The organism is Rhizobium sp. TRM96647 (genome assembly GCF_025780115.1).
Taxonomy (GTDB): domain Bacteria; phylum Pseudomonadota; class Alphaproteobacteria; order Rhizobiales; family Rhizobiaceae; genus Mycoplana.
Window position 1 is genome coordinate 1 of the sequence record NZ_JAOXHF010000010.1, and the last position, 25,354, is coordinate 25,354.

Annotated in this window: 19 protein-coding genes; 18 read left to right on the forward strand and 1 reads right to left on the reverse strand. The window is 65.8% G+C overall.

The window, feature by feature from the left end; translation table 11 throughout:
• The 13 genes from OCK02_RS17160 to aguB form a co-directional block, all read left to right on the forward strand.
• The coding region (locus tag OCK02_RS17160; RefSeq protein WP_263814089.1) for a M10 family metallopeptidase C-terminal domain-containing protein at positions 1-1,097 on the forward strand (1,097 nt) is incomplete at its 5' end.
• Between the two features lie 516 nt (positions 1,098-1,613).
• Positions 1,614-2,759 carry an efflux RND transporter periplasmic adaptor subunit gene (locus OCK02_RS17165; RefSeq protein WP_263814273.1) on the forward strand — a complete coding sequence of 382 codons (1,146 nt, stop codon included), beginning with the start codon at positions 1,614-1,616 and terminating at the stop codon, positions 2,757-2,759.
• Positions 2,756-5,947, forward strand: a complete 3,192-nt coding sequence (locus OCK02_RS17170; protein ID WP_263814090.1) for an efflux RND transporter permease subunit — start codon at positions 2,756-2,758, stop codon at positions 5,945-5,947. Before OCK02_RS17165 ends, OCK02_RS17170 begins: the two co-directional genes overlap by 4 nt.
• A 184-nt stretch (positions 5,948-6,131) precedes the next feature.
• Positions 6,132-6,617: a cupin domain-containing protein gene (locus OCK02_RS17175; protein ID WP_263814091.1), complete on the forward strand. Its 486-nt coding sequence runs from the start codon at positions 6,132-6,134 to the stop codon at positions 6,615-6,617.
• A gap of 183 nt (positions 6,618-6,800) precedes the next feature.
• Positions 6,801-8,666 carry a monovalent cation:proton antiporter-2 (CPA2) family protein gene (locus OCK02_RS17180; protein ID WP_263814092.1) on the forward strand — a complete coding sequence of 622 codons (1,866 nt, stop codon included), beginning with the start codon at positions 6,801-6,803 and terminating at the stop codon, positions 8,664-8,666.
• A gap of 245 nt (positions 8,667-8,911) precedes the next feature.
• Complete coding sequence (locus OCK02_RS17185; protein ID WP_263814093.1) at positions 8,912-10,354, forward strand: NAD-dependent succinate-semialdehyde dehydrogenase; 1,443 nt, start codon at positions 8,912-8,914, stop codon at positions 10,352-10,354.
• A 558-nt stretch (positions 10,355-10,912) separates the two neighbouring features.
• Positions 10,913-11,968: an ABC transporter ATP-binding protein gene (locus tag OCK02_RS17190; protein WP_263814274.1), complete on the forward strand. Its 1,056-nt coding sequence runs from the start codon at positions 10,913-10,915 to the stop codon at positions 11,966-11,968.
• Between the two features lies 1 nt (position 11,969).
• Positions 11,970-12,896, forward strand: a complete 927-nt coding sequence (locus OCK02_RS17195; RefSeq protein ID WP_263814094.1) for an ABC transporter permease — start codon at positions 11,970-11,972, stop codon at positions 12,894-12,896.
• Positions 12,889-13,713, forward strand: a complete 825-nt coding sequence (locus OCK02_RS17200; RefSeq protein WP_263814095.1) for an ABC transporter permease — start codon at positions 12,889-12,891, stop codon at positions 13,711-13,713. Before OCK02_RS17195 ends, OCK02_RS17200 begins: the two co-directional genes overlap by 8 nt.
• A gap of 22 nt (positions 13,714-13,735) precedes the next feature.
• On the forward strand, positions 13,736-14,770 hold the full coding sequence (locus tag OCK02_RS17205; protein ID WP_263814096.1) for an extracellular solute-binding protein: 1,035 nt from the start codon (positions 13,736-13,738) through the stop codon (positions 14,768-14,770).
• A gap of 70 nt (positions 14,771-14,840) precedes the next feature.
• A complete protein-coding gene (locus tag OCK02_RS17210) occupies positions 14,841-16,022 on the forward strand; it encodes a serine hydrolase domain-containing protein (RefSeq protein ID WP_263814098.1) in 1,182 nt (393 codons plus the stop codon).
• A gap of 16 nt (positions 16,023-16,038) precedes the next feature.
• The gene (locus OCK02_RS17215; protein WP_263814100.1) at positions 16,039-17,709 is read left to right on the forward strand and encodes an amidohydrolase; all 1,671 of its coding nucleotides are present in this window, start codon (positions 16,039-16,041) and stop codon (positions 17,707-17,709) included.
• 9 nt (positions 17,710-17,718) lie between these two features.
• Positions 17,719-18,591: an N-carbamoylputrescine amidase gene (gene aguB, locus OCK02_RS17220; RefSeq protein WP_263814101.1), complete on the forward strand. Its 873-nt coding sequence runs from the start codon at positions 17,719-17,721 to the stop codon at positions 18,589-18,591.
• 77 nt (positions 18,592-18,668) lie between these two features.
• Here aguB and OCK02_RS17225 read toward each other — a convergent pair whose 3' ends face one another.
• Complete coding sequence (locus tag OCK02_RS17225) at positions 18,669-20,018, reverse strand: MFS transporter (protein ID WP_263814102.1); 1,350 nt, start codon at positions 20,016-20,018, stop codon at positions 18,669-18,671.
• Between the two features lie 267 nt (positions 20,019-20,285).
• Between OCK02_RS17225 and cyoA the strand changes: the two genes are divergently transcribed.
• Genes cyoA through OCK02_RS17250 form a run of 5 tightly spaced genes read left to right on the forward strand, consistent with a single transcriptional unit; the run spans position 20,286 to position 25,318 of the window.
• On the forward strand, positions 20,286-21,473 hold the full coding sequence (cyoA, locus tag OCK02_RS17230) for a ubiquinol oxidase subunit II (protein ID WP_263814104.1): 1,188 nt from the start codon (positions 20,286-20,288) through the stop codon (positions 21,471-21,473).
• Positions 21,474-21,504: 31 nt separating this feature from the next.
• Positions 21,505-23,508 (forward strand): cytochrome o ubiquinol oxidase subunit I, encoded by a 2,004-nt coding sequence (cyoB, locus tag OCK02_RS17235; protein ID WP_263814105.1) that lies wholly within the window; start codon positions 21,505-21,507, stop codon positions 23,506-23,508.
• 1 nt (position 23,509) lies between these two features.
• Positions 23,510-24,130, forward strand: a complete 621-nt coding sequence (cyoC, locus tag OCK02_RS17240; protein ID WP_230809190.1) for a cytochrome o ubiquinol oxidase subunit III — start codon at positions 23,510-23,512, stop codon at positions 24,128-24,130.
• Positions 24,127-24,534 carry a cytochrome o ubiquinol oxidase subunit IV gene (gene cyoD / locus OCK02_RS17245; protein ID WP_263814106.1) on the forward strand — a complete coding sequence of 136 codons (408 nt, stop codon included), beginning with the start codon at positions 24,127-24,129 and terminating at the stop codon, positions 24,532-24,534. Before cyoC ends, cyoD begins: the two co-directional genes overlap by 4 nt.
• Before the next feature lie 19 nt (positions 24,535-24,553).
• Complete coding sequence (locus tag OCK02_RS17250; RefSeq protein ID WP_412178855.1) at positions 24,554-25,318, forward strand: SURF1 family protein; 765 nt, start codon at positions 24,554-24,556, stop codon at positions 25,316-25,318.
• Positions 25,319-25,354 lie beyond the last annotated feature (36 nt).

Here is a 25,354-nt window from a genome sequence, read left to right on the forward strand (position 1 = left end):
CGAACGGCAAGGTCCAGGTGAACGGCAAGGCCGCGACGAGCTTCACCGGCGCCGAGCTCGCCGCCGGCAAGGTCAGCTTCGTCCACTCGGGTGCCGAATCGACCAAAGCCTCCTTCAAGGTCTCCGTCGAGGACGGCAACGAGGACCGCTCGACGCCGGTCGCCCGGACCTTCAGCTTCACCGTCACCCCGGTCAACGACGCACCGGAGCTCGTCGCCACGCAGACCTTGCGGAAGATCGCCGAGGACGCCTCGACCGCCTCGGCGCGCAAGGTGGCGACGCTGGAGATCTCCGACCCCGACGGCGGCAACAACAAGCTGTCGCTCGCCGGCAGCGACGCGAAGCTGTTCGAGATCAAGAACGGCGCGCTGTGGCTGAAGAAGGGGGCCAAGCTCGACTACGAGACCAACCCCTCCCTGAACGTCACCGTGCGCCTCGACGACCCCTCGATCGGCACGAAGCACGAGGACTGGCAGACCTTCAAGGTCGCCGTGACCGACGTGGCGGAAACGAAGACGGGAACCTCCGGCAAGGACAAGCTGACCGGCACCTCCGCCAGCGACGTGCTCAATGGCAAGGGCGGCAACGACGTGCTCGAGGGCCGGGGCGGCAACGACATCCTCTCGGGCGGCTCCGGCAACGACCGGCTGCTCGGCGGCTCCGGCAACGACCGCCTGACCGGTGGCTCCGGCGTCGACATCATGACCGGCGGCTCCGGCCGCGACACCTTCGTCTTCACCTCGATCAAGGATTCCGCCCCCGGCCAGTCCGGCCTTGTCAATAACGGCGGTTACAACCCGCTCTCGGGCAGCGACAAGCGCGACATCATCACCGACTTCGTCCACGCCCAGGACAAGCTCGACCTGTCGAAGATCGACGCCGACAGCACGCGCTCCGGCAACCAGGACTTCGTCTGGCGCGGCAAGAACGACTTCACCGGCAAGGCCGGCGAAGTGATCTTCCGCATCTTCGACGAAAAGGGCACGAAGAACGACCGCACCATCATCTACGGCGACACCGACCGCGACCAGCAGGCCGACTTCCAGATCGAACTGACCGGCATCATCGGCCTGACCAAGGGCGATTTCATCCTCTGAGGCGGGACTGGCGGGGCAATCCGGCAGCGACGAATTGCCCGGCCCCGCCCCTCACCGGAAGCCGCAACCGTCTTTCATCCAACCGACTGGAACGAAACGGTTTTTCGAGCGCCCTGACATCGGGCCGCCGGGCGAACGCCGGGGCTGCGCCCTGCGAAAGTTTGTCGGAAAAGCCGCGCCGGTATTGACGATCCGCAACGATCACCCCTACCTGTAGGGCAGCCACCCTGCAATGCCGGAGGCTCGAGGCATGCGGCCGTATCCCGTGCAGACGGCAGGGGACCGCAGGCCGCCCCCGGGACGCCGGCCTAGCGGAACATGGCCTTCCTGCCCGCCGCATGCGGGCAGGCCGATTGTGCAATACGCCTGCGAATTTCTGAGACAGTACTTTTTCTGAATGCCGGATGTGCCTGCTATTCCCTAGCCGGAGACCGGTCCCGTTTCGATCGAATCTATTCGAAGCCGAAGGCAAAGCTCATGACCAGGATCCTCGTGCCTGCCAGTCTCTTCGTCGCAATGTCCGCCTTTCTCGCCTCCGCGGTTCTCCCCTCGACAGCGCTTGCCCAGAACGCTCCGCCGAGCGTCACCGCGGCGAAGCCGATCGTCCGCGAGGTCATCGACAACGACGAGTTCATCGGCCGCTTCCAGGCGGTGGACGAGGTCTCCGTGCGCTCCCGCGTCGGCGGCTACCTCCAGGAGATCCATTTCAAGGACGGCTCAATCGTCAAGCAGGGCGACCTCCTGTTCGTCATCGACCAGCGGCCCTTCCGGACAGCGCTCAACGAGGCGGAGGCGACGCTGGAGGTCGCCCGCTCGACGCTGACCTTCGCCGATGCCCAGTTCAAGCGCGCCGACGCGCTGGTCAAGAGCGGCAGCCAGGCGATCCAGACACTCGACGACCGCCGCCGCGAACTCGCCTCCGCCGAGGCCAACGTGCGCGGCGCCGAGGCCTCCGTCGAGCGCGCCAGGCTCGACCTGGAATATACCAGCATCACCGCGCCGATCGCCGGCCGCGTCGATCGCCGGCTGCTGTCCACCGGCAGTCTCGTGCAGGCCGACCAGACCGTGCTGACCACGATCGTCAGCCTCGACCCGATCGACTTCTATTTCGACGTGGACGAGCGGCGGCTGCTCTCCTATGCCGACACTGCCCGCGCCAGCGGTACGCAATTGCAGGAGGGCGGCAGCGGCCTGCCGGTGAAGGTGACGATCGGCGACTTCCAGCACTCCACCTTCGACGGAACCCTGAACTTCGCCGAGAACCGGGTCGACGACCAGACCGGCACCATGCGCATCCGCGCCCGCCTGCCCAACCCCGACTACGTGCTGCAGCCCGGCCTGTTCGGCCGCATCCAGATCGGCGGCTCCCTGCCCTACCAGGCGATCCTCGTGCCCGACGAGGCGATCGGCTCCGACCAGAACGAGCGCGTCGTCTATGTCGTCGCCGAAGACGGCTCCGTCAGCACCAAGCCGGTGCGGACCGGTCCGCGCATCTACGGCTACCGGGTGATCCGCGACGGGCTGGACGGCAACGAGACGATCGTCGTCAACGGGTTGATGCGCATCCGCCCGGGCATCAAGGTCGCAGCCGAGACGGTGCAACTGCCGGCCGAGCGCGCGCAAACCGTTCCCGAAACGATCAGCGCGGAGCAGATGCAGTGAGGTTCGCCCATTTCTTCGTCGACCGGCCGATCTTCGCCTCGGTCCTCTCCATCGTGCTCCTGATCGTCGGCAGCATCGCCTATTTCCAGCTGCCCGTGGCGCAGTATCCCGAGATCGCGCCGCCGACCATCGTGGTGCGCACCAGCTATCCCGGCGCCGACGCCCAGACGGTCGCCGACACGGTGGCGACGCCGATCGAGCAGGAGATCAACGGCGTCGAGAACATGCTCTACATGTCCTCCTATTCCACCGCCGACGGCTCCATGGCGCTGACCATCACCTTCAAGCTCGGCACCGACCTGGACCAGGCGCAGGTGCTCGTCCAGAACCGCGTCGCCATCGCCGAACCGCGGCTGCCCGAAGAGGTCCGCCGCATCGGCATCACCACGGTCAAGAGTTCGCCCGACCTGATGATGGTCGTGCACCTCCTGTCGCCGAACGACCGCTACGACCAGCTCTACATCTCCAATTTCGCCAAGACCCGCATCCGCGACCGGCTGGTGCGGCTGGACGGCGTCGGCGACGTCACCCTGTTCGGCGAGCGCGAATATGCGCTGCGCATCTGGCTCGACCCCGAAAAGCTCAGTGCCTACGGCATGACCGCGAGCGACGTCGTGCAGGCGCTCCGCGACCAGAACGTGCAGGTTTCCGGCGGTTCGATCGGCGGCCCGCCGACCTCCGGCGACAACGCCTTCCAGTATACGGTGACGACGGAAGGGCGCTTCTCCGATCCCCGCCAGTTCCGCTACGTCATCGTCAAGTCGACCGAGGCGGGACGGCTGGTGCAGTTGCAGGACGTCGCCCGCATCGAACTCGGCGCCAGAGACTACGTCTCCAACAGCTATCTCGACGGCAAGCCCGCGGTCGCGATCGGCATCTTCTCCCGGCCCGGCACCAACGCGCTGGACGCCGCAACCGACATCCAGGGCGTGATGGACGAGGTCTCGCCGCTGCTGCCGCCGGGCCTCGAATACCGCATCGTCTACAATCCGACCGAGTTCATCTCCGAATCGATCAACGAGGTCTACAAGACCATCATCGAGGCGGCCTTGCTGGTGGCGATCGTCGTGCTCGTCTTCCTCCAGTCCTGGCGCACGGCACTGATCCCGATCATCGCCATCCCCGTCTCGCTGATCGGCACCTTCGCCTTCCTGCTGGCCTTCGGCTTCTCGCTGAACATGCTGACCCTGTTCGGCCTCGTGCTGGCGATCGGCATCGTCGTGGACGACGCCATCGTGGTGGTGGAGAACGTCGAGCGCAACCTCGCGCTCGGCATGACGCCGAAGGAGGCCGCGCACGTGACGATGGACGAGGTCGGCGCGGCCGTCATCGCGATCTCGCTGGTGCTGATCGCCGTCTTCGTGCCGACTGCCTTCATCCCCGGCATCTCCGGCCAGTTCTACCAGCAGTTCGCCGTAACGATCGCAGTGGCGACCGCGATCTCGGCGTTGAACTCGCTGACCCTGTCGCCGGCGCTGGCCGGCATCCTGCTCAGGCCCCACTCGCAGGAAAAGCACAGCAGCAATCCCCTCACCCGCACCGTCCGCAAGCTTTCGGACGGCTTCAACTACGGTTTCGACCGGCTGAGCGAAGGCTATTCCTGGATCGTGCGCCACCTCGTCTCGACCTGGACGGCGATCGGAGCCAGCCTGCTCGTTTTCGCCGGCCTGCTCTACGCCACCTGGCACATGGGCGAGGTCGTGCCGCGCGGCTTCATCCCGACGATGGACCAGGGCTATGCGATCGTCGTCGTGCAACTGCCCGACGGCGCCTCGCTCGCCCGCACCGACGAGGTGGTGCTGCGCGCCTCGGAGATCATCCGCAACACGCCGGGCGTGAAGAATGCGGTCGCCTTCTCCGGCTTCTCGGGCGCCACCTTCACCAATGCGTCCAATGCCGGCGTGATCTTCGCGAGCTTCGCAAGCTTCGAGGAGCGGCTGGAGCACGGCCACAACGCCGACCAGATCATCGGGCAGTTGTTCGGCAGCCTGCAGAGCATCCAGGAGGCCTTCATCATCGCCGTGCCGCCGCCCTCGATCCGCGGCGTCGGCAACTCCGGCGGTTTCAAGATGCAACTGCTCGACCTGGAAAGCGCCGACATGAACCGCGTGCTGGGCCTCGCCTACCAGATGATGGGGGCCGCCAACCAGACCGAGGGGCTGAACGGCGTCTTCACCACCTTCTCCGCCTCCAGCCCGCAATTCTACCTGGAGATCGACCGCGACAAGGCGCGCGCCCTGAACGTACCGATCCCCAACATCTTCGAGACACTGTCGATCAACCTCGGCACCTCCTACGTCAACGACTTCAACGCCTTCGGCCGCGTCTACCAGGTGCGCGCCCAGGCCGACCAGCAGTATCGCCTCGACCGGGCCGACATCCTGGCGCTGAAGGTCCGCTCCGCCACCAGCGCGCTCGTACCGCTCGGAACGCTGGTCGACATCCGCGACTCCAGCGGCCCGACGCTCGTCCAGCGCTACAACATGTATGTCTCCGTGCCGCTGCAGGGCAATCCGGCGCCCGGCGTCTCGACCGGCACAGCACTCGACAAGATGGAGGCGCTGGCCCGCGAGATGCTGCCGGCCGGCACATCCTTCGAATGGACGGAGCTCGCCTTCCAGGAACGGGCGACCGGCAACACGGCCTTGTTCATCTTCGCCCTGTCGGTGGTCTTCGTCTTCCTCGCGCTCGCCGCGCAGTATGAGAGCTGGGTGCTGCCGCTGGCGATCATCCTGATCGTGCCGCTCGCCGTCCTCGCCGCCCTGATCGGCGTGCATCTGCGCGGGATGGACAACAACATCCTGACCCAGATCGGCCTGATCGTGCTGATCGGGCTGGCGGCGAAGAACGCGATCCTGATCGTCGAGTTCGCCCGCCAGGCCCAGCGCGAAGGCAAGACCGCGGTGGAGGCGGCCGTCGAGGCGACGCGCCTGCGCCTGCGGCCGATCTTGATGACGGCATTCGCCTTCATCTTCGGCGTGGTGCCGCTGATGATCGCGACCGGCCCCGGCGCCGAAATGCGCCAGTCGCTCGGCACCGCCGTCTTCTCGGGCATGTTGGGCGTGACGTTCTTCGGCCTGTTCCTGACGCCCGTCTTCTTCGTCGCGCTCCGTTCCGCCGGACGGCACACCCCGGAACGGGTGAGCGAGCGCCGCAAGGACGCGGCACTGGAGGCCGCCGACCTGTGATCGCGGTGGCGACGGCCACCCGATCACGAATATATGAACGCCATTCACCGCTTCCTGGGGATCACGGATCTCCGACGGACTGGACTTCCGGCCGATATGCCACCATCACTTTTTCAGGAGGGGGCAAGGAGAGGCGAATGGCGCGCCGCGCGAGCGTGAACAAGAGCCGACGGAAGGGATCGACATGAAACCGTTTTATGCGACAGGCATCTTTCTTCTTCTGCTGACTTCGGTCTGCTCCGCCCAGGACGCCCCCCAGGCTGCCCCCGAGGACGCGCTGGTGAAGATCACCCGCAGCGGCTCACAGCCGCCCGAGATCGGCATCCCCGACTACTATACCGGCATCGTTCGCAAGGAAGCGCTCTTCGACGCCGAGGATCCCTCCCGCGTCGCCGGCGGTGTCGTGACCTACGAGCCCGGCGCGCGCACCGCCTGGCACATCCATCCGCTCGGCCAGGTCCTGATCATTTCGTCTGGCACCGGCCTGGTCCAGCAATGGGGACAACCGGTGCAGGAGGTCAGCGAAGGCGACATCATCTGGATCCCGGCCGGCGTGAAGCACTGGCATGGCGCCACCGACGGCTCCCGCATGCGCCACGTCGTGATCACCGAATCCCTTGACGGCAAGTCGGTGGAATGGCTGGAGAAGGTCGAACAGCACGACGGCTGACTTTACCCGGCGGCGGCCGGCGCCGCCCCTGACGGCGTCACGCGCGCTTGCTCCGGGAACCGGACGCCATAGTCCCGCCATACGGGAGGCTTGCGCATCCTGCGTGGTTGCTTTACCGGCCCTTACGGGCAATTCTTGACAAAAGCCAAGATCCCCAGCGACGAAGCGGGAGACTGACGAACGATGGCCGCCGAAACAGCATCGCACGGTGTCGATCTCATTCCGGTCGTCACCCTTCTCGCAGCCGGCGTCATCGCGGTGCCGCTGTTCAAGCGGTTCGGGCTCGATTCCGTCCTCGGCTATCTCGCCGCCGGCCTCGTCATCGGCCCCTTCGGCCTCGGTCTCTTCACCGACGCGCAGAGCATCATCCACGTCGCCGAACTGGGCGTCGTCATGTTCCTCTTCGTCATCGGGCTGGAGATGCGGCCGTCGCGCCTCTGGGGCCTGCGCAGCGAGATCATGGGCCTCGGCCTGCTGCAGGTCGTCCTCTGCAGCGCGCTTCTGACCTTCGCCGGCATGGCACTCGGCTATTCGCCGTCGGTCGCCTTCGTCTTCGGCATGGGCTTCGTGCTGACCTCGACCGCGATCGTCTTCCAGATCCTGAACGACCGCGGCGAGCTCTCGACGCCGAAGGGACAAAGGATCGTGTCGATCCTGCTTCTGGAGGACCTGGCGATCGTTCCCCTCCTCGCCGCCGTCGCCTTCATGGCGCCGGGGGCGGAGACCTCCGACCTGTCCTCGGACCTGATGCACGTGGCCATCGCCCTCGGCGCGCTGGCGGCGCTGATCCTGATCGGGCGCTATCTGCTGAACCCGCTGTTCAAGGTGCTGGCGCAGGCGGGCGCGCGCGAGGTGATGACGGCCGCCGCCCTCCTCGTCGTGCTCGGCGCCGCGCTCGCCATGCAACTCGGCGGGCTGTCGATGGCGATGGGCGCGTTCCTCGCCGGGGTCATGCTGTCGGAGAGCACGTTCCGCCATCAGCTCGAAGCCGACATCGAACCCTTTCGCGGCATCCTGCTCGGCCTGTTCTTCCTCGGCGTCGGCATGGCGCTGGACGTCGACATGGTCATATCCAACTTCCCACTGATCTCCTTTGCCGTCGTGGCCTTCATGCTGCTGAAGGGCATCGGCATTTACGCCGTCGCCCGGCTGCTCAGGTCGGACCACGAGGAGGCGATCGAGCGGGCGGCGCTGATGGCCCAGGGCGGGGAGTTCGCCTTCGTGCTCTACGCCGCGGCGACCACCTTCGGCGTCATCGACGCGCAGACCAACGCCATCTTCACCTCGACCGTCATCATCTCGATGGTGCTGACGCCCCTCGTCACCATCGCCGTGACCATGGCCACCAACCGGCTGACGCCGGCTGCTGCCGCCACCTCGCTCGATGGCATCGACGCGCCGGACGGGTTGACCGGCAACGTCCTCATCGTCGGCTTCGGCCGCTTCGGCCAGATCGTCAGCCAGCCGCTGCTCGCGCGCGGGCTGGAGGTCTCGATCATCGACAACGACGTGGAAATGATCCAGGCCGCCGCCGAATTCGGCTTCAAGGTCTACTACGGCGACGGCACCCGGCTGGACATCCTCCATGCCGCCGGCGCCGAGAACGTGGGGGCGATCATCGTCTGCGTCGACAAGGCCGACGTGGCGCTGCACATCGTCGAACTGGCCAAGGCGGAGTTCCCGCTGGTGCAGGTGTTCGCCCGCGCCTACGACCGCGGCGCCGCGCTGTCCCTGATCGCGGCCGGCGTCGACTACCAGCTTCGCGAGACGCTGGAATCCGCGCTCGTCTTCGGCTGCTATGCCCTGACCAAACTCGGCGTACCGGAACTGGAGGCCGAAGAGATCATGGAGGAGGTCCGCCGCCGCGACGAGCAGCGGCTTGCGATCCAGCAGGTCGAGGGATTGTACGGCGGCAAGCAGTATTTCCAGGGCAACCGGCCGACCCCGACCCCGCTGACCACGCCGAAGCGGACCGGCCGGTCGGGCAACGCCGAAGCCGAAGCCGTGCTCAAGGGCTCCGCCGACGCCGGCGGCACGGCTGCGACCTGACGCCCGGCAACAGCGACGGGCGCATCAGGCCTGCGCGATTTGCACGGCTGGATCGCCGCCGACGCGCTATCACATTCCTTCGACTTCGCCCGCCGCGGTTTGACACGGCCGCCCGGCACGTTACGGCTCGCGGGCCCTGCCGCGACTGCGGCGGACGGATGCGGCCCCGCCCCGGGCGGCACCGCAAATGACATCGACACCGGCTGGCCGCAGCCCTGCGACGGGCCGGGAACGGGAGTTCACACATGGCAGACTATTCCTATCCGCACACGCAACTCTTCCTGAACGGCGAATGGAGGCCGGCGGCAGGCGGTGAGACGATCGCCGTCACCGACCCGGCCACCGGCGAGGTGATCGGCCAGGTCTCCAAGGCCGGCATCGCCGATCTCGACGCAGCCCTTGCCGCGACGCAGGCGGGCTTTGCGACCTGGAGTGCCACCTCGGCCTATGAGCGCGCCCGCATCATGCGCAAGGCCGCCGACATCCTGCGCGAGCGCAAGGACAGGATCGGCTGGATCATGACCCGCGAGCAGGGCAAGCCACTCGCCGAAGCCACCGGCGAGGTGGCTGCTGCGGCCGACCTCATAGACTGGTTTGCCGAAGAGGCGCGCCGCACCTACGGCCAGGTCATCCCGTCGCGGGCGCCGAACGTCTCGCAGCAGACCATCAAGCTGCCGGTCGGCCCGGTCGCGGCCTTCACGCCGTGGAACTTCCCGATCAACCAGGTCGTGCGCAAGCTCTCCGCTGCCCTTGCCGCCGGCTGCTCGATCATCATCAAGGCGCCGGAAGAGACCCCGGCTTCGCCCGCCGAACTGATCCGCGCCTTCGCCGACGCCGGCGTGCCGGTCGGCGTCATCGGCCTCGTCTATGGCGTCCCGGCGGAGATCTCGGAATACCTCATCCCCCACCCGGTCATCCGCAAGGTCACCTTCACCGGCTCGACCCCGGTCGGCAAGCATCTGGCGGCCCTCGCCGGCAAGCACATGAAGCGGGCGACGATGGAACTCGGCGGCCACGCGCCGGCGATCATCATGGCGGATGCCGACATCGACAAGGCCGCCAAGGTCATGGCCTTCTCCAAGTTCCGCAACGCCGGCCAGGTCTGCGTCTCGCCGACGCGCTTCCTCGTCGAAAAGCCCGCCTTCGGCCGCTTCGTCGACGGCTTCGTCGCGGCGACCAGGGGCGTAAAGGTCGGCAACGGCCTCGATGCATCCTCCACCATGGGCCCGCTCGCCAACGAGCGCCGCATCCCGGCGCTGGAGGAACTGATCGCCGACGCCGTCGAGCACGGCGGCAAGCTCGAGACCGGCGGCCGCCGGATCGGCAACAGCGGCAACTTCTTCGAGCCGACGGTGCTGACCAACGTGCCGGTATCGGCACGCATCATGAACGAGGAGCCCTTCGGCCCGGTCGCCGTCATCAACCCGGTCGCCGGTCTCGAGGAGGCGATCACGGAATCGAACCGCCTCCCCTTCGGCCTGGCCTCCTACGCCTTCGCCGCCTCGCAGGCCGCCGTGCACGCGATCGGAACGCGGGTGGAATCGGGCATGACGACGATCAACCACCTGGGCCTGGCGCTGCCCGAAGTCCCCTTCGGCGGCATCAAGGATTCCGGATACGGCGACGAGGGCGGTTCGGCCGCGATCGAAGCCTACCTGGTGACCAAGTACGTCACCACCGCGGCCTGACGGTCCACGCCGGGACCGGAACCCGGCGCACGAACGCACAAGGAAGCCGCGGACCGATCCGGGTCCGCGGCTCTTCCTCGGGGTTCTTCGCTTCCCAGATGGCTCCGGTAATACCAGTGTATAGTGTCGCCGCCGCGCGCCGGGCGCTATTCTTTCTTCATCGCCCCATCGGCGTGTAGCGCGGCCCTCCCGCTACCGGCTCCGGAGACCTCCCCTCCTCCGGGTCCGCGGATCGCGCGATCCGTCTGACCGCCCGGCTCCGCCCCGGGCGGTCTCTTTTTTTATCGCTCGACCGGATGAACCGGAGATGGCGGCCCTTGCCAATCGCGCCGCCCTGCTCGACAATTACACATGCGTAGAATTTGCCCTTTACAGTTTTCATCGAACTGTGATTTGTTGTGATCATAATTACAAAAAGCCTATCACAAAGCTGAAGAAGAGCCGCCGAAGCGGCCGCCCAACCCCCGGATCTCGGAAGAGGAAACCGAGTTCCGGACGAGACATGGGGAACTTATGGAGCAATCCCGAGCGACGGCCGCCCATGGCGGCTCCATCGGAATGCATGGCATCAAGAAGTGGTTCGGGAACTTCCAGGCCGTCGATGACGTGTCGCTGGAGATCCGCCCGAACGAGTTCTTCACCCTGCTCGGCCCTTCCGGCTGCGGCAAGACCACGCTGCTGCGGATGATCGCCGGCTTCGAGATGCCAACCGAGGGCAGCATCCGGCTCGACGGTACCGAGATCGCAAGCCTTCTGCCCAACCAGCGGCCGGTCAACACGGTCTTCCAGAACTACGCGCTGTTTCCGCATCTGACGGTCGCCGAAAACATCGGCTTCGGCCTGAAGATGCTGGGCAAGCCGAAGGCGGAGATCGCCGCCACCGTGGCGGAGATGCTCAAGCTCGTGCACCTGGAGGGCCGCGGCGAAAGTCCCGTCACCCAGCTTTCCGGCGGCCAGCAGCAGCGCGTGGCGCTGGCCCGTGCGCTCGCCCCCCGGCCGAAGGTGCTGCTGCTCGACGAACCGCTCTCCGCGCTCGACCTGAAGCTCCGGAAATCGATGCAGATCGAGCTGAAGCGGCTGCAGGCCGAGACCGGCATCACCTTCGTCTTCGTCACCCACGACCAGGAGGAGGCGCTGACGATGTCCGACCGCATCGCGGTGATGAGCCAGGGCAAGGTCCGCCAGGTCGGCGAACCCTGGGAGATCTACGACCGCCCGGCCGAGCGTTTCGTCGCCGACTTCATCGGCGACACCAATTTCCTCGACGTCGACGTGGTCTTGATCGATGGCGAGCGGGCGCGCGTGCGGCTGGCCTCCGGCGCCGAGATCCTTGCCACCTTCCCCGCCGACATCCGCCCGGAGGGCAAGGTGACGATCGTCATCCGGCCGGAGCATGCGCGCGCCGTTTCCCCTTCCTCTGGCTCTCCGCTGTCGGGCACGGTCCACGACGTCGTCTATCTCGGCACGGACACGCACTTCCACGTGCGTCTTGCGGACGGGACGAACTTCATGGTCCGCCAGCAGAACGCCCGCAGCGGCAGCCGCGGCTTTGCGGTCGGCGAGCCGGTGGGGATCGAACTCGGCGACGACGTCGCCCAGATCCTGAGGGATTGAGATGAGCGTCAGCCCCGCCGAACTCAGCGAGACGCTCCGCCGGAAGGACATCCGCGACCGCTGGTTCCTCAGCGCTCCCGCCCTCCTCCTGATCGGCGTGGCGAGCGCCGGGCCGCTCCTGATCGTCGTGCTCTATTCCTTCCTGGCGCCCGGCAGCTACGGCGACGTGAAATGGGTGTTCTCCACGGACGGCTGGTTCAACGTCTTCTTCTCGCGCGACATCTTCGACGAGACCGTGTCGCTGGCCGAGGCCCACTTCAGCATCTTCTGGCGTTCGGTCCGCATTGCGCTCGCCACCACGGTCCTGTGCCTGATCCTGGGCTTCCCCACCGCCTATTTCATCGCCACGCGCCCCCCGCACAACCGCTCGCTCTGGCTCTTCGTCATCACCATCCCGTTCTGGACGAACATGCTGATCCGGGCGTTCGCGATCCAGGAGGTGATCCGCACCGAGGGCCTCGTCAACACGCTGCTGATCAGGCTCGGCATCATTTCCGCCCCGATCCAGATGCTGTTCACCGATTTCGCCATCCTGCTCGGCATGACCTACGTGCACCTGCCGCTGATGGTGCTGCCGCTCTATGCGAGCCTGGAGAAGCTGGATTTCCGCCTCGTCGAGGCGGCCTACGATCTCTATGCCTCGCGCCTGAACGTGCTGATGAAAGTGATCGTGCCGCTGGTGAAGCCCGGCCTGATCGCCGGCTCCATCCTCGTCTTCATCCCGGCGCTGTCGTCCTACGTCATCCCGCGCGTCCTCGGCGGCGGCAAGAACCTGATGATCGGCAACCTGATCGAGCTGCAGTTCGGACAGGGGCGCAACTGGCCGCTCGGCGCAGCCCTCTCGGTGACGCTGGTCGCCATCGTGCTGGTCGCGCTTCTCTTCTACGTCCGCAATGTCGGCAAGGCCGGAGGCGGCGCGCATGGCTAGAAACGGCGCCAGGAACTTCTCGATCAAGCGCCAGCCGGGCTTTGCGACGATCGCCATGCTCTGCTTCTTCATCCTTTACCTGCCGATCGCCACGCTGGTGGTCTATGCCTTCAACGCCGGCACGTCGATCGCGATCTGGGAGGGCCTGTCGCTGCGCTGGTTTGCGAGCGCCTGGCAGAACCAGCAGGTGATCGACGCCTCGATCCGCTCGCTGCAGATCGCCTCCGTCGCAGCCGTCATCGCCACCGCCTGCGCCACGCTCGCAGCCCTTGCCACCACCCGGACGGCGCCCTATCGCGGCCTCACCTTCAAGTATTCGATGCTGAACATGCCGCTTCTGGTGCCGGAGATCGTCACCGCCGTGGCGCTCCTGATCCTGTTCTCGCGGATCAAGGTGTGGACGGGCTATTCCGGGCTCGGCTACCTCATCGCCGCCCATTCGGCCTTCTGCGTGCCCTTCGCCTACCTGCCGATCCGCGCGCGGCTGGAGAACATGGACCTGTCGCTGGAGCGCGCGGCGGCCGACCTCTACGCCACGCCCTACAAGACGTTCCGCTACGTGACGCTACCGCTTCTGTGGCCCGGCATCCTCGCCGGCATGATGCTCGCCTTCGTCATCTCGCTGGACGACGTGGTGATCACCGAATTCGTCAAGTCCGGCGGCCAGGACACGCTGCCGACCTACATGCTCGGCCAGTTGCGCCGCGTCGTCACCCCGGAGATGAACGCGATCTCGACCGTCTTTCTGATGCTGTCGTTCGCCATCGTCACCGTGTTCTTCCTCATCAGCCGAAATCCGCAGAAAGACGAACCATAACGACAGCCAACAGGAGAACAGCATGAAACCGGTACTGGGAGCAGCAACCTTCGCCGCAGGGCTCATGGCCTCGACCGCCATCGCCTTTGCCGCCGGCGAACTGAACATCTTCAACTGGGGCAACTATACGAGCCCGGAGATGATCAGGAAGTTCGAGGAGGCCTATGACGTCAAGGTGACGATCACCGACTATGACAGCAACGACACGGCGCTTGCCAAGATCCGCCAGGGCGGCCACGGCTTCGACATCGTCGTTCCCTCGGCCAGCGCCATGCCGACCTTCATCTCCGAGGGCCTGCTGCTGGAATCGCACCCCGACCAGATGGAGAACTTCAAGAACGTCGATCCGCAGTGGGTGGACGTGCCCTTCGATCCGGGCCGCAAGTACTCCGTTCCGTGGCAGTGGGGCACGACGGGCGTGACCGTCAACAAGTCCGTCTATTCCGGCGACGTCAACACCTCGGCGATCTTCCTGGACCCGCCGGCAGAGCTCGTCGGCAAGGTCAACGTCCTTCCCGAAATGTCCGACGTCATGCACATGGTCGTCACCTATGCGGGCGGCGAGCCCTGCACCGGCGACCTGACGGTGCTGAAGAAGGCGCGCGACCTGCTGCTCGCCGCCAAGCCGAAGTGGATCGCGATGGACTACGGCAACATCGAGAAATATGCCAAGGGCGACCTGTCGGCCGGCACCAACTGGAACGGCGCCTCCTTCCGTTCGCGCCTGCAGAACCCCGACGTGGTCTACGGCTATCCGAAGGAAGGCTATCCGGTCTGGATGGACAATGCCGCGATCCTGGCCGACGCCAAGAACGTCGACAACGCCAAGCTCTTCCTGAACTTCGTCATGGATCCGGAAAACGCCGCCATGCTCTCGGCCTTCGCGCGCTATGCCAACGGCATCAAGGGATCCGAGGCCTTCATGCCGGAGGACATGAAATCCGCGCCGGAGATCGTCATCCCCGAGGAACTCAGGGCCGCCGGCAAGTTCAACCTCGCCTGCCCGCCGGACGTCCAGGAGCTCTACACCAAGATCTGGACCGAGTTGCAGAAGTAACGGACAGGACAATCGAAAGGATCGTGGACGCGGGGGCGCGAATGCTCCCGCCTGTCTGCGGCGGATGACCATGATACCGACATTCAAGGACGAGAACGGCTTTGCCCGCCGCGACGTGACGCTCGCGAACTGGCGCACTGCGCCTTTCAGCCGCTGGGCCTTCCACAACGTGCGCGACCTCGTGCCGACCGCCGCCTTCGAGAGCCGCCGGCCGGAACCGGAAGAAGCGATCGACAGTCGCGACCGGCTCGACGCGCGGCTGGAGACGGAGATCGAGGGGGCGGCCACGATCCGCGCCTATCTGGAGAAGGCGCAGACCGACGGCTTCCTCGTCATGCGCGGCGGCCGCATTGTCCTCGAACACTATGCGCCCCATTCCGGCGTCAACGCCCGCCACATCGTCTTTTCGATCTCCAAGTCGCTGACGGCGCTTTTGTCGGGCATCCTCGAGGCCGAGGGCGTGATCGACCCCGACCGTCCCGTTTCCCACTACCTGCCGGAAGCCAAGGGCGGCGCCTATGGCGACAGCCGCTACCGCGACCTGCTGGACATGCGCATCAGCCTCGATTTCGAGGAGGCCTATCTCGATCCGAAGAGCGCCTTCGCGCGCTATCGCCGCGCCATGCTCTGGAACCCGCCCATGCCGGGCGAGACGCCGGAGACGCTGGCTGCCTTCCTGCTGACGCTGAAGAAGGGCGACGGCCCGCATGGCGGCCCGTTCGCCTATGCCTCGCCGAATTCCGACCTGCTCGGCACCATCATCGAGCGGGTGACCGGCGCACGGTTTTCCGACCTGTTCGAGGCGCTCGTCTGGCAGCCGCTGGGCGCCAGGAACGGCGGCTACGTCACCGTCGACGCCATCGGCACGCCCCGCACCGCCGGCGGCATGTGCGTGACCGCGCGCGACCTCGCCCGCATCGGCGAACTGATCCGGACCGGCGGCGCGGCCGGCGGCAGGCAGATCGTGCCCGAGGCCTGGATCACCGACATGAACGAGAACGGCGACCGCCAGGCATGGCAGGAGGGCCGCAACGTCGACCTTCCGAACGGGCGCTACCGCAGCCAGTGGTACCAGTCGGGAGAGGCGGACGGCGCCTGGTGCGCGATCGGCATCCACGGCCAGTGGCTCTATGTCGACCCCTCCACCGAGACCGTGATCGTCAAGCTGTCCTCGCAGGACGACCCGCTCGGCGACGAGGACAACCACGACATCTTCACCTTCTTCCGGACGCTGTGCCGGATGGACCTCTGACCGGGCAGGAGATCCCATGCAGACGAAGGCTGATCTCATCATCCGCAACGCGCACGTCCTCACCATGGACGAGGCGAGGCCCCGCGCTACCGCGATCGCAGTCGCCGGAAACCGCATCCTCGCCGTCGGCGCGGAGGCGGACGTGCTCGCCCATGCGGGCCCCGCCACCCGCACGATCGACGCGCAGGGCGGAACCGTGCTGCCGGGCTTCAACGAATCCCACATGCACATCTTCCCGGGCTCCGTCGAACTCGGCGAACTGTCGCTCTACAAGGTCAAGGGCTACGCGGCGCTGGAGAAGGCGGTCCGCGCCTATGCCGGGGAGTATCCGCAGCGACCCCTGCTGATCGCCCAGCACGCCGACTACTCCGTCCTCTCCGACGACGAGCGGCTGACCCGCCACGTGCTCGACCGCATCCTGCCCGACCGGCCGCTGCTGGTCGTCGCCCCCGACCACCACACCGCCTGGGCCAACACGATCGCGCTGGAAAAGGCCGGCATCATAGAGGGCCGCGACGTCGGGATCGGCAACGAGATCGTCATGGGCGAGGACGGGCTTGCGAACGGCGAGCTGCGCGAGAGCAACGCCATCCGCCCGGTGGCGGCCCTCGGAGAAACAGGTGGTCGCGAGATGCTCGGCATCGGCACCGGCGGCGAGCCCGAGCACGTCACCGCCGAAGACCGGGCCAGTGACATCGCCGTGCTCAGGCAGGGCCTCGCCTACGTCGCCTCGCTCGGCATCACCTCCTTGCAGAACATGGACGGCAATCACTACCAGCTCGAACTGCTGGCCGAGATCGAGAAGACCGGCGGCCTGCCGGTGCGCGTCCGCATGCCCTTTCACATGAAGAACTTCATGCCGCTTTCCGACCTTGAGGAGAAGGCGGCGCAATGGCGCGAGGAATTCTCCGGCGACCGGCTGCGCTGCGACTTCGTCAAGATGTTCATGGACGGCGTCACCGAGGGCGAGACCGCCGTCTTCGTCGACGACTATGCCCACAAGCCGGGCTGGAAGGGCGAGCCGCTGTTTTCCCAGGAGCAGTTCGACGCGATCGCCGTCGAGGCCGACCGGCTCCGCCTGCCTGTCGCAGTGCACGCCATCGGCGACGGCGCGGTGCGCATGGTGCTGAACGGCTACGAGGCGGCGATCCGGAATAACGGCAGGCGCGACAGCCGCAACCGCATCGAGCATATCGAAGTGGTGCATCCGGACGACATTCCCCGCTTCGCCGAACTCGGCACCGTCGCCTCCATGCAGCCGACCCATCCGCCCGGCAGCGCCGGCCTGCCGCTGGAACCCTATCTGGGCTTCATCGGCGAGGCGCGCTGGCCGCTCGCCTTCGCCTGGAAAACGCTGGTGGACGCGGGTGCCGAGATCGTGTTCGGCACCGACTGGCCGGTCTCGCCGCTCGACCCGATGAACTGCATCCGCGACGCCATGGTCCGCACGCCGTGGCGGGAGGGCGATCCGGACCAGCGGCTGTCGCTGGCGCAAACGCTCGCCGCCTATACGAGCACCGGCGCCTGGCTGGAATTCATGGAGGACCGCAAGGGTCAACTGAAGGAGGGCTACCTCGCCGACCTCGTCGTCCTGTCGGGCGACATCGAGGCAACCGCCCCTGCGGATTTCGCCGCCATCCGTCCGGTGACGACCATCTGCGACGGCCGCATCACCCACGAGGCCTGAGGAACGAACATGCGCACCGTCACCGTCGCCGCCACGCAGATGGCCTGCACTTGGGACACGCCGGGCAATATCGAGCGGGCGGAAAGGCTGGTTCGCACGGCGGCCGCGCAGGGCGCGAACATCGTGCTCGTCCAGGAACTGTTCGAGACGCCCTATTTCTGCCAGGACCAGGACGCGCAGTTCTTCGACCTGGCGAAGCCGTTTGCGGAAAATCTTCTGATCGCGCATTTCGCCCGGCTGGCCGCCGAACTCGGCGTTGTCCTGCCGGTCAGCTACTTCGAAAAGGCCGGCAAGGCCCATTTCAACTCTCTGGCCGTCGTCGATGCCGACGGCGCCGTGCTCGGAAACTACCGCAAGAGCCACATTCCCGACGGCCCCGGCTATACCGAGAAGTTCTATTTCTCTCCCGGCGATACCGGCTTCCGGACCTGGAAGACCCGCTTCGGCACGATCGGCTGCGGCATCTGCTGGGACCAGTGGTTTCCCGAAGCCGCCCGCGCCATGGCGCTTCTGGGCGCCGAGATCCTGCTTTATCCGACCGCGATCGGCAGCGAGCCGCAGGATCCGTCGATCGACAGCGCCGCCCACTGGCAGCGGGTGATGCAGGGCCATGCCGCCGCAAACCTGATGCCGGTGGTCGCCTCCAACCGCATCGGCACCGAGGACGGGCGAAGCGGAACCTCGATCACCTTCTACGGCTCGTCCTTCATCGCCGACCAGACCGGAGCGAAGGTGGCCGAGGCCGACCGGGACACCGAAACCGTGCTGACGGCGACCTTCGACCTCGACGCGATCGAACGCCAGCGTCGGGCCTGGGGGCTGTTCCGCGACCGGCGGCCGGAACTCTACACCCCGCTTGCGACGCTCGACGGCATCTCCTGATCGCCGGACCGGCAGAAAAAGGCCCGCGCGACGACCGTTGCGCGGGCCTTTTTGCATGTTCCGGCAGAGGGCCTGCCTCAGTGCCCCGCCGGTTCCTGTTCGTCGCGGCTCTGGTCCAGCGCCCGGCTGACGGCGAGGACGACGAGCGTGCAGATCGCGCCCGAGATCAGGTAGCCGCCGATGAAGATGATGCCGAAATTGGTGGCGAGGCCCAATGCCACCAGCGGCGCGAAGGCCGCGCCCACCAGCCAGGCGAGATCGGAGGTGAGGGCTGCGCCGGTGTAGCGATAGTACTGGCCGAAGCGCGAGGACATCACACCGGAAGCCTGGCCGAAGGACAGGCCGAGGATGCCGAAGCCGATGATGATGAAGGCGTCCTGCCCCTTGCCGCCGGCATCCAGCAGGAACGGGGCGGAGAACGAGAAGATGGCGATGATGACCGCGCCGATCATCAACTGGCTGCGTCGCCCGATCCGGTCGGCGATCACACCCGAAAGCACGATGCCGATGAGGCCGACCGCCGCCCCGATCACCTGCACGAACAGGAACTCCGCCGGCGACTGCCCGCCGTTCAGCGTGACCCAGCTCAAGGGGAAGATCGTCACCAGGTGGAACATCGCGAAGCTTGCGAGCGGCACGAAGGCCCCGAGCACGACGTCGCGCGCATGCTTGCTCAGCATTTCGAAGATTGGCCGTGCCTCAAGTTCCTGGGCCTCCATCGCCGTGCCGAACTCCTTGCTGCCGACGATGCGCAGGCGCGCGAACAGCGCCACCACGTTGATGGCGAAGGCCACGAAGAACGGATAGCGCCAGCCCCAGTCGAGGAAGTCCTGCTCGGACATGTTGGAGACGAGATAGCCGAACAGCACGCTCGCCAGCGCAAAGCCGATCGGCGCGCCGAGCTGCGGGATCATCGCATACCAGCCGCGATGGTTGGGCGGGGCGTTGAGGTTCATGAGCGAGGCGAGACCGTCCCAGGCGCCGCCGAGCGCAAACCCCTGGCCCAGCCGGAACAGCGCCAGGAGCGCAACCGCCCAGTATCCGATGGATTCATAGCCCGGCAGGAACGCGATCGAGGCCGTCGAGCCGCCGAGGATGACGAGGGCCACCGTCAGCTTCGTCCCGCGTCCGTAGTTCCGGTCGATCCACATGAAGATGAACGAGCCGACCGGGCGGGCGATGAAGGCCAGCGGAAAGATCGCAAACGACATCAGCGTCGCTGCGACCGCATTGGGCGCGAAGGGGAAGATGAGCTTGGGGAAGACGAGCACGGAGCCGATGCCGTAGACGAAGAAATCGAAGAACTCCGACATGCGGCCGATGATCACACCGATGGCGACGCTGCCCGGTGAAACGGGCTTGTCTCCATGGAAGCGTCGGGCGTCGGCTTCGAGGCCTCTCGATGTGGGGTTGGCAACCGTTGCCATGTCGTTCATCCTCCTGGCGATAATGCGCCTCTTGGGAATGTTGATCAAACCCCCGGCGAGATCAAGAAAATGCGCAAACAAAAATATCGCAGTGCCCGTTTGCCGCCTTTTCGTACCCGTCTGGGAGCATGCATAGACCTCTGCTACAGTGCCTCGGCGCCCCTTGTGCAACGCGACAGATTGCTGCACTGCGACAAATGAACCCATTTCCCCCGGCGCTCCTGCGCGAGTAGTCAAAACTTAGACAAACGCAAATTCGAGTCCGAAATGTCCATTAAGTTCAAGTCCGCGGCAGGCCTGTTGGCCCTCCTGCCCCTTTTGGCACTTTCCGGATGCAACATGGTCGTCATGTCGCCATCGGGCGACATTGCCATGCAGCAGAAGGACCTGATTCTCGTCTCGACCTTCCTGATGCTCCTGATCATCGTCCCGGTCGTCTTCCTGATCTTCTTCTTCGCCTGGCGCTACCGACACTCCAATACCAACGCCACCTACGACCCCGAATGGCATCACTCGACCGGCCTCGAGGTGGTGATCTGGTCGGCGCCGCTGGCGATCATCATCGCGCTCGGCGCGATCACCTGGATCAGCACCCACAAGCTCGATCCCTACCGCCCGCTCGACCGGATCGACGCCGAGCGCGCCCTTCCGGCCGAGACCAAACCGCTGGTGGTCGAAGTGGTGGCGCTGGACTGGAAATGGCTGTTCTTCTACCCCGAATACGGCATCGCCACCGTCAATGAGATGGCGGCTCCCGTCGACGTGCCGATCCAGTTCAAGATCACCGCCTCTTCGGTGATGAACTCCTTCTACGTCCCCGCCCTTGCCGGCATGATCTATGCGATGCCCGGCATGCAGACCCAGCTTCACGCCGTCATCAACAAGGAAGGCGACTTCGAGGGCCTGTCGGCCAACTACAGCGGCGACGGTTTCTCGCACATGCGCTTCCGCTTCCACGGCCTGCAGCAGGGCGGCTTCGACGAATGGGTGGCCCGCGTCAGGCAGAACGGCACCGCCCTGAACCGCGACACCTACCTCAAGCTCGAAAAGCCGAGCATCAAGGACCCGGTCCGCTACTTCGCCACCGTCGATGACGGACTCTTCCAGGCCATCCTTAACATGTGCGTTCGCCCCGGCCAGATGTGCATGAGCGAGATGATGCATGTCGACATGATGGGCGGCGCCGGCGTCGAAAGCCACGAGAACCGCCAGAAGCTGGAATACGACAACCGCCACGCCAACGAGGAAGCCCCCGGTGCGACCCATCCCGCCACCGGCAACGCTCCCCGCAGCGAGGAACCGGCCGAGGGCATGGACGAAAGCGGCGCGGCCGCACCTCACGACATGAATCACACCATGAACCATGACATGCACCAGGGCCATTCCATGCCGCAGGACGGCCAGGACGGGCCGGCCCCGGCGCAACTGAACACCAACGACAGTGCGCAGCCCTGAGGCTGCATTTCTAGAGAATTTGGACAGATCGATGTTCGGCAACACTACTCTGACGCAATTCATCTTCGGGAGGCTTACCTGGGAGGCCATCCCCTATCACGAGCCCATCCTCGTGGTGACCTTCATCGCGGTCGCGCTCGGCGGCATCGCCCTGCTCGCGCTGGTCACCAAGTTCAAGCTCTGGGGCTATCTCTGGAAGGAATGGTTCACCAGCGTCGACCACAAGAAGATCGGCATCATGTACGTGGTGCTGGCGCTGGTCATGCTTCTGCGCGGCTTCGCCGATGCGATCATGATGCGTATCCAGCAGGCCTGGGCCTTCAACGGCAGCGAGGGCTATCTCAACCCGCATCACTACGACCAGGTCTTCACCGCCCACGGCGTGATCATGATCTTCTTCATGGCCATGCCCTTCGTGACCGGCCTGATGAACTACGTCGTGCCGCTGCAGATCGGCGCCCGCGACGTCTCCTTCCCGTTCCTGAACAACTTCTCCTTCTGGATGACGACCGCCGGCGCCGTCATCATCATGATGTCGCTGTTCGTCGGTGAGTTCGCCCGCACCGGCTGGCTGGCCTATCCGCCGCTGTCGGGCGCCGACTACAGTCCCGGCGTCGGCGTCGACTACTACATCTGGGGCCTGCAGGTCGCAGGTGTCGGCACGACCTTGTCGGGCATCAACCTGATCGCCACGATCGTGAAGATGCGCGCACCGGGCATGACCTTCATGAAGATGCCGATCTTCACCTGGACGTCGCTCTGCACCAACATCCTGATCGTCGCCACCTTCCCGATCCTGACGGTGACGCTGGCCTTGCTCTCGCTCGACCGCTACGCCGGCACGAACTTCTTCACCAACGACCTTGGTGGCAATCCGATGATGTACGTCAACCTCATCTGGATCTGGGGCCATCCGGAGGTCTACATCCTCGTGCTGCCGGCCTTCGGCATCTTCTCCGAAGTCGTCGCCACCTTCTGCGGCAAGCGCCTGTTCGGCTATGCGTCGATGGTCTACGCGACCTGCGTGATCATGATCCTGTCCTACCTCGTCTGGCTGCACCACTTCTTCACCATGGGGTCCGGTGCGTCGGTGAACGCCTTCTTCGGCATCACCACCATGATCATCTCGATCCCGACGGGGGCGAAGATGTTCAACTGGCTCTTCACCATGTATCGCGGCCGCATCCGCTACGAAGTGCCGATGTACTGGACGGTCGGCTTCATGTTCACCTTCGTGATCGGCGGCATGACCGGCGTCCTCCTCGCCGTCCCGCCGGCAGACTTCGTGCTGCACAACTCGCTGTTCCTGATCGCCCACTTCCACAATGTCATCATCGGCGGCGTCGTGTTCGGCCTGATGGCGGGCGTGGTCTACTGGTGGCCCAAGGCCTTCGGCTACAAGCTCGATCCCTTCTGGGGCAAGATGAGCTTCTGGTTCTGGCAGATCGGCTTCTTCTTCGCCTTCATGCCGCTCTACGTGCTCGGCCTGATGGGCGTCACCCGCCGCGTTTCGCAGTTCGAGGATCCCTCGCTGCGGATCTGGTTCATCATCGCCGCCTTCGGCGCCTTCCTGATCGCGCTCGGCATCGCCTCCTTCATCGTCCAGCTCGTCGTCAGCTACCTCAGGCGCGACCAGTTGCGCGACTTCACCGGCGACCCGTGGAACGGCCGCACGCTTGAGTGGTCGACCTCATCGCCGCCGCCCGACTACAACTTCGCCTTCACCCCGGTCGTGCACGATCACGACAGCTGGTACGACATGAAGAACCGCGGCTACGAGCGCCCGCTCGGCGGCTTCAAGCCGATCCACATGCCGAAGAACACCGGGACGGGCGTGATCCTGGCCGGCCTCAGCATCGCGCTCGCCTTCGGCCTGATCTGGTACATGTGGTGGCTCGCGATCGCCTCCTTCGTCACCATCGTCGGCGTGTCGATCGCCCACACCTTCAACTACAACCGGGACTTCTACATCCCCGCCGAGACGGTAACGGCAACAGAGGACGCGCGCTCCGAGCTGCTGGCGGAGCGGACCTGACATGAGCAACGAAGCACTCCAAGAAACCGAAGCGCCCCAGTTCTACCTGGAAGAGGACCATCATCCCGAAGGCAGCACCATGCTGGGCTTCTGGATCTACCTGATGAGCGACTGCCTCATCTTCGCCGTGCTGTTCGCCACGCACGGCGTGCTCGGCCGCAACTATGCGGCCGGCCCTTCGCCTGCCGATCTCTTCGACCTGTCGCTCGTCGCCATCAACACGGCGATGCTGCTGTTCTCGTCGATCACCTACGGCTTCGCCATGCTCCAGATGGAGCGCAACGCCAAGATGGAGACGATCTTCTGGCTCGGCGTGACCGGCCTCTTCGGCCTGGCCTTCCTCGGGCTGGAGCTCTACGAGTTCTATCACCTGATCCATGAGGGCGCGGGCCCCGGCCGCAGCGCCTTCCTGTCGTCGTTCTTCGTGCTCGTCGGCACCCACGGCCTGCACGTCACCTTCGGCATCATCTGGCTCGTCACGCTGATGGTGCAAGTGAGGATGCACGGTCTCATTCCGGAGAACCGCCGCCGGCTGATGTGCCTGTCGATGTTCTGGCACTTCCTCGATGTCGTCTGGATCGGCGTCTTTTCCTTCGTCTACCTGATGGGAGTTCTCGGATGAGCCCGCAAGCCCACGCACCCGCCCACGAAGACGCCCACAACGTCCACCATGGCCACAGCCACGGGCACGACGCCGGCCACGGCTCGCTCAGGACCTACCTGATCGGCTTCGTCCTCGCCGCCATCCTGACCGCCATTCCCTTCTGGCTGGTCATGGGCGAGGTGTTCGAGAACAAGCTCATCACGGCCGTGCTGATCATGATCTTCGCAGCCGTCCAGATCGTCGTCCACATGGTCTGCTTCCTGCACATGAATGCGCGTTCGGAAGGCGGCTGGACGATCATGGCGCTGATCTTCACGCTGATCATCGTCGCGATCATGCTGGCCGGTTCGTTCTGGGTCATGCATCATCTCAACACGAACATGATGCCCATGTCGCCCGAGATGATGAAGAACATGCCCTGACGGGCCGGAGGGCAGACCCATGGCCGCCGGCCATCGAGATCAGGGCGGCGCGGCGGCACCGGGTGCCGCCCGCGCCGGCAGATCCCGCCTCGTCTTTACCGGCGCGATGCTGCTCCTGGCCGCCGTCTTCATACTGCTCGGCACGTGGCAGGTGCAGCGGCTCTTCTGGAAGCTCGACCTGATCGCCCGGGTGGAAGCCCGCATTCATGCGCAGCCTGTGCCGCCGCCGCCACGGACGGCATGGCCGGACATCGCCGCGCCGGCCCATGAATACCTTCGGGTGACGGTCGAAGGCACGTTCGACCACGCCCGGGCAGTGCTGGTGCAGGCGGTGACGGAACGCGGCGCCGGCTTCTGGGTCATGACCCCGCTTCGCCAGGCGGACGGGACCGCCATCCTCGTCAATCGCGGCTTCGTGCCGCCCGACCGGCGCGATCCGGCATCGCGCAGCGAAGGCGACATCGCGGGACCTGTGCGGGTGACCGGGCTCGTTCGGATGAGCGAACCCGGCGGCGGCTTCCTGCGCGCCAACGATCCAGCGCACGGGCGCTGGTACTCACGCGACGTCGCCGCGATCGCGACGGCCACGGGTCTCGAAGGCGCCGCCCCCTATTTCCTCGACGCCGACGCCACGCCCAACCCCGGCGGCCTGCCGGCGGGCGGACTCACGATCGTCCGTTTCCGCAACAGCCACCTCGTCTATGCGCTCACCTGGTACGCCATGGCCGCGATGAGCATCGGCGCCATGCTCGTCCTCGGGCGGCACGCGCGCCGCGCGGGGTAGCCCCCCGCCAGCGCATCTCCCGCCCTGAGGAAACCG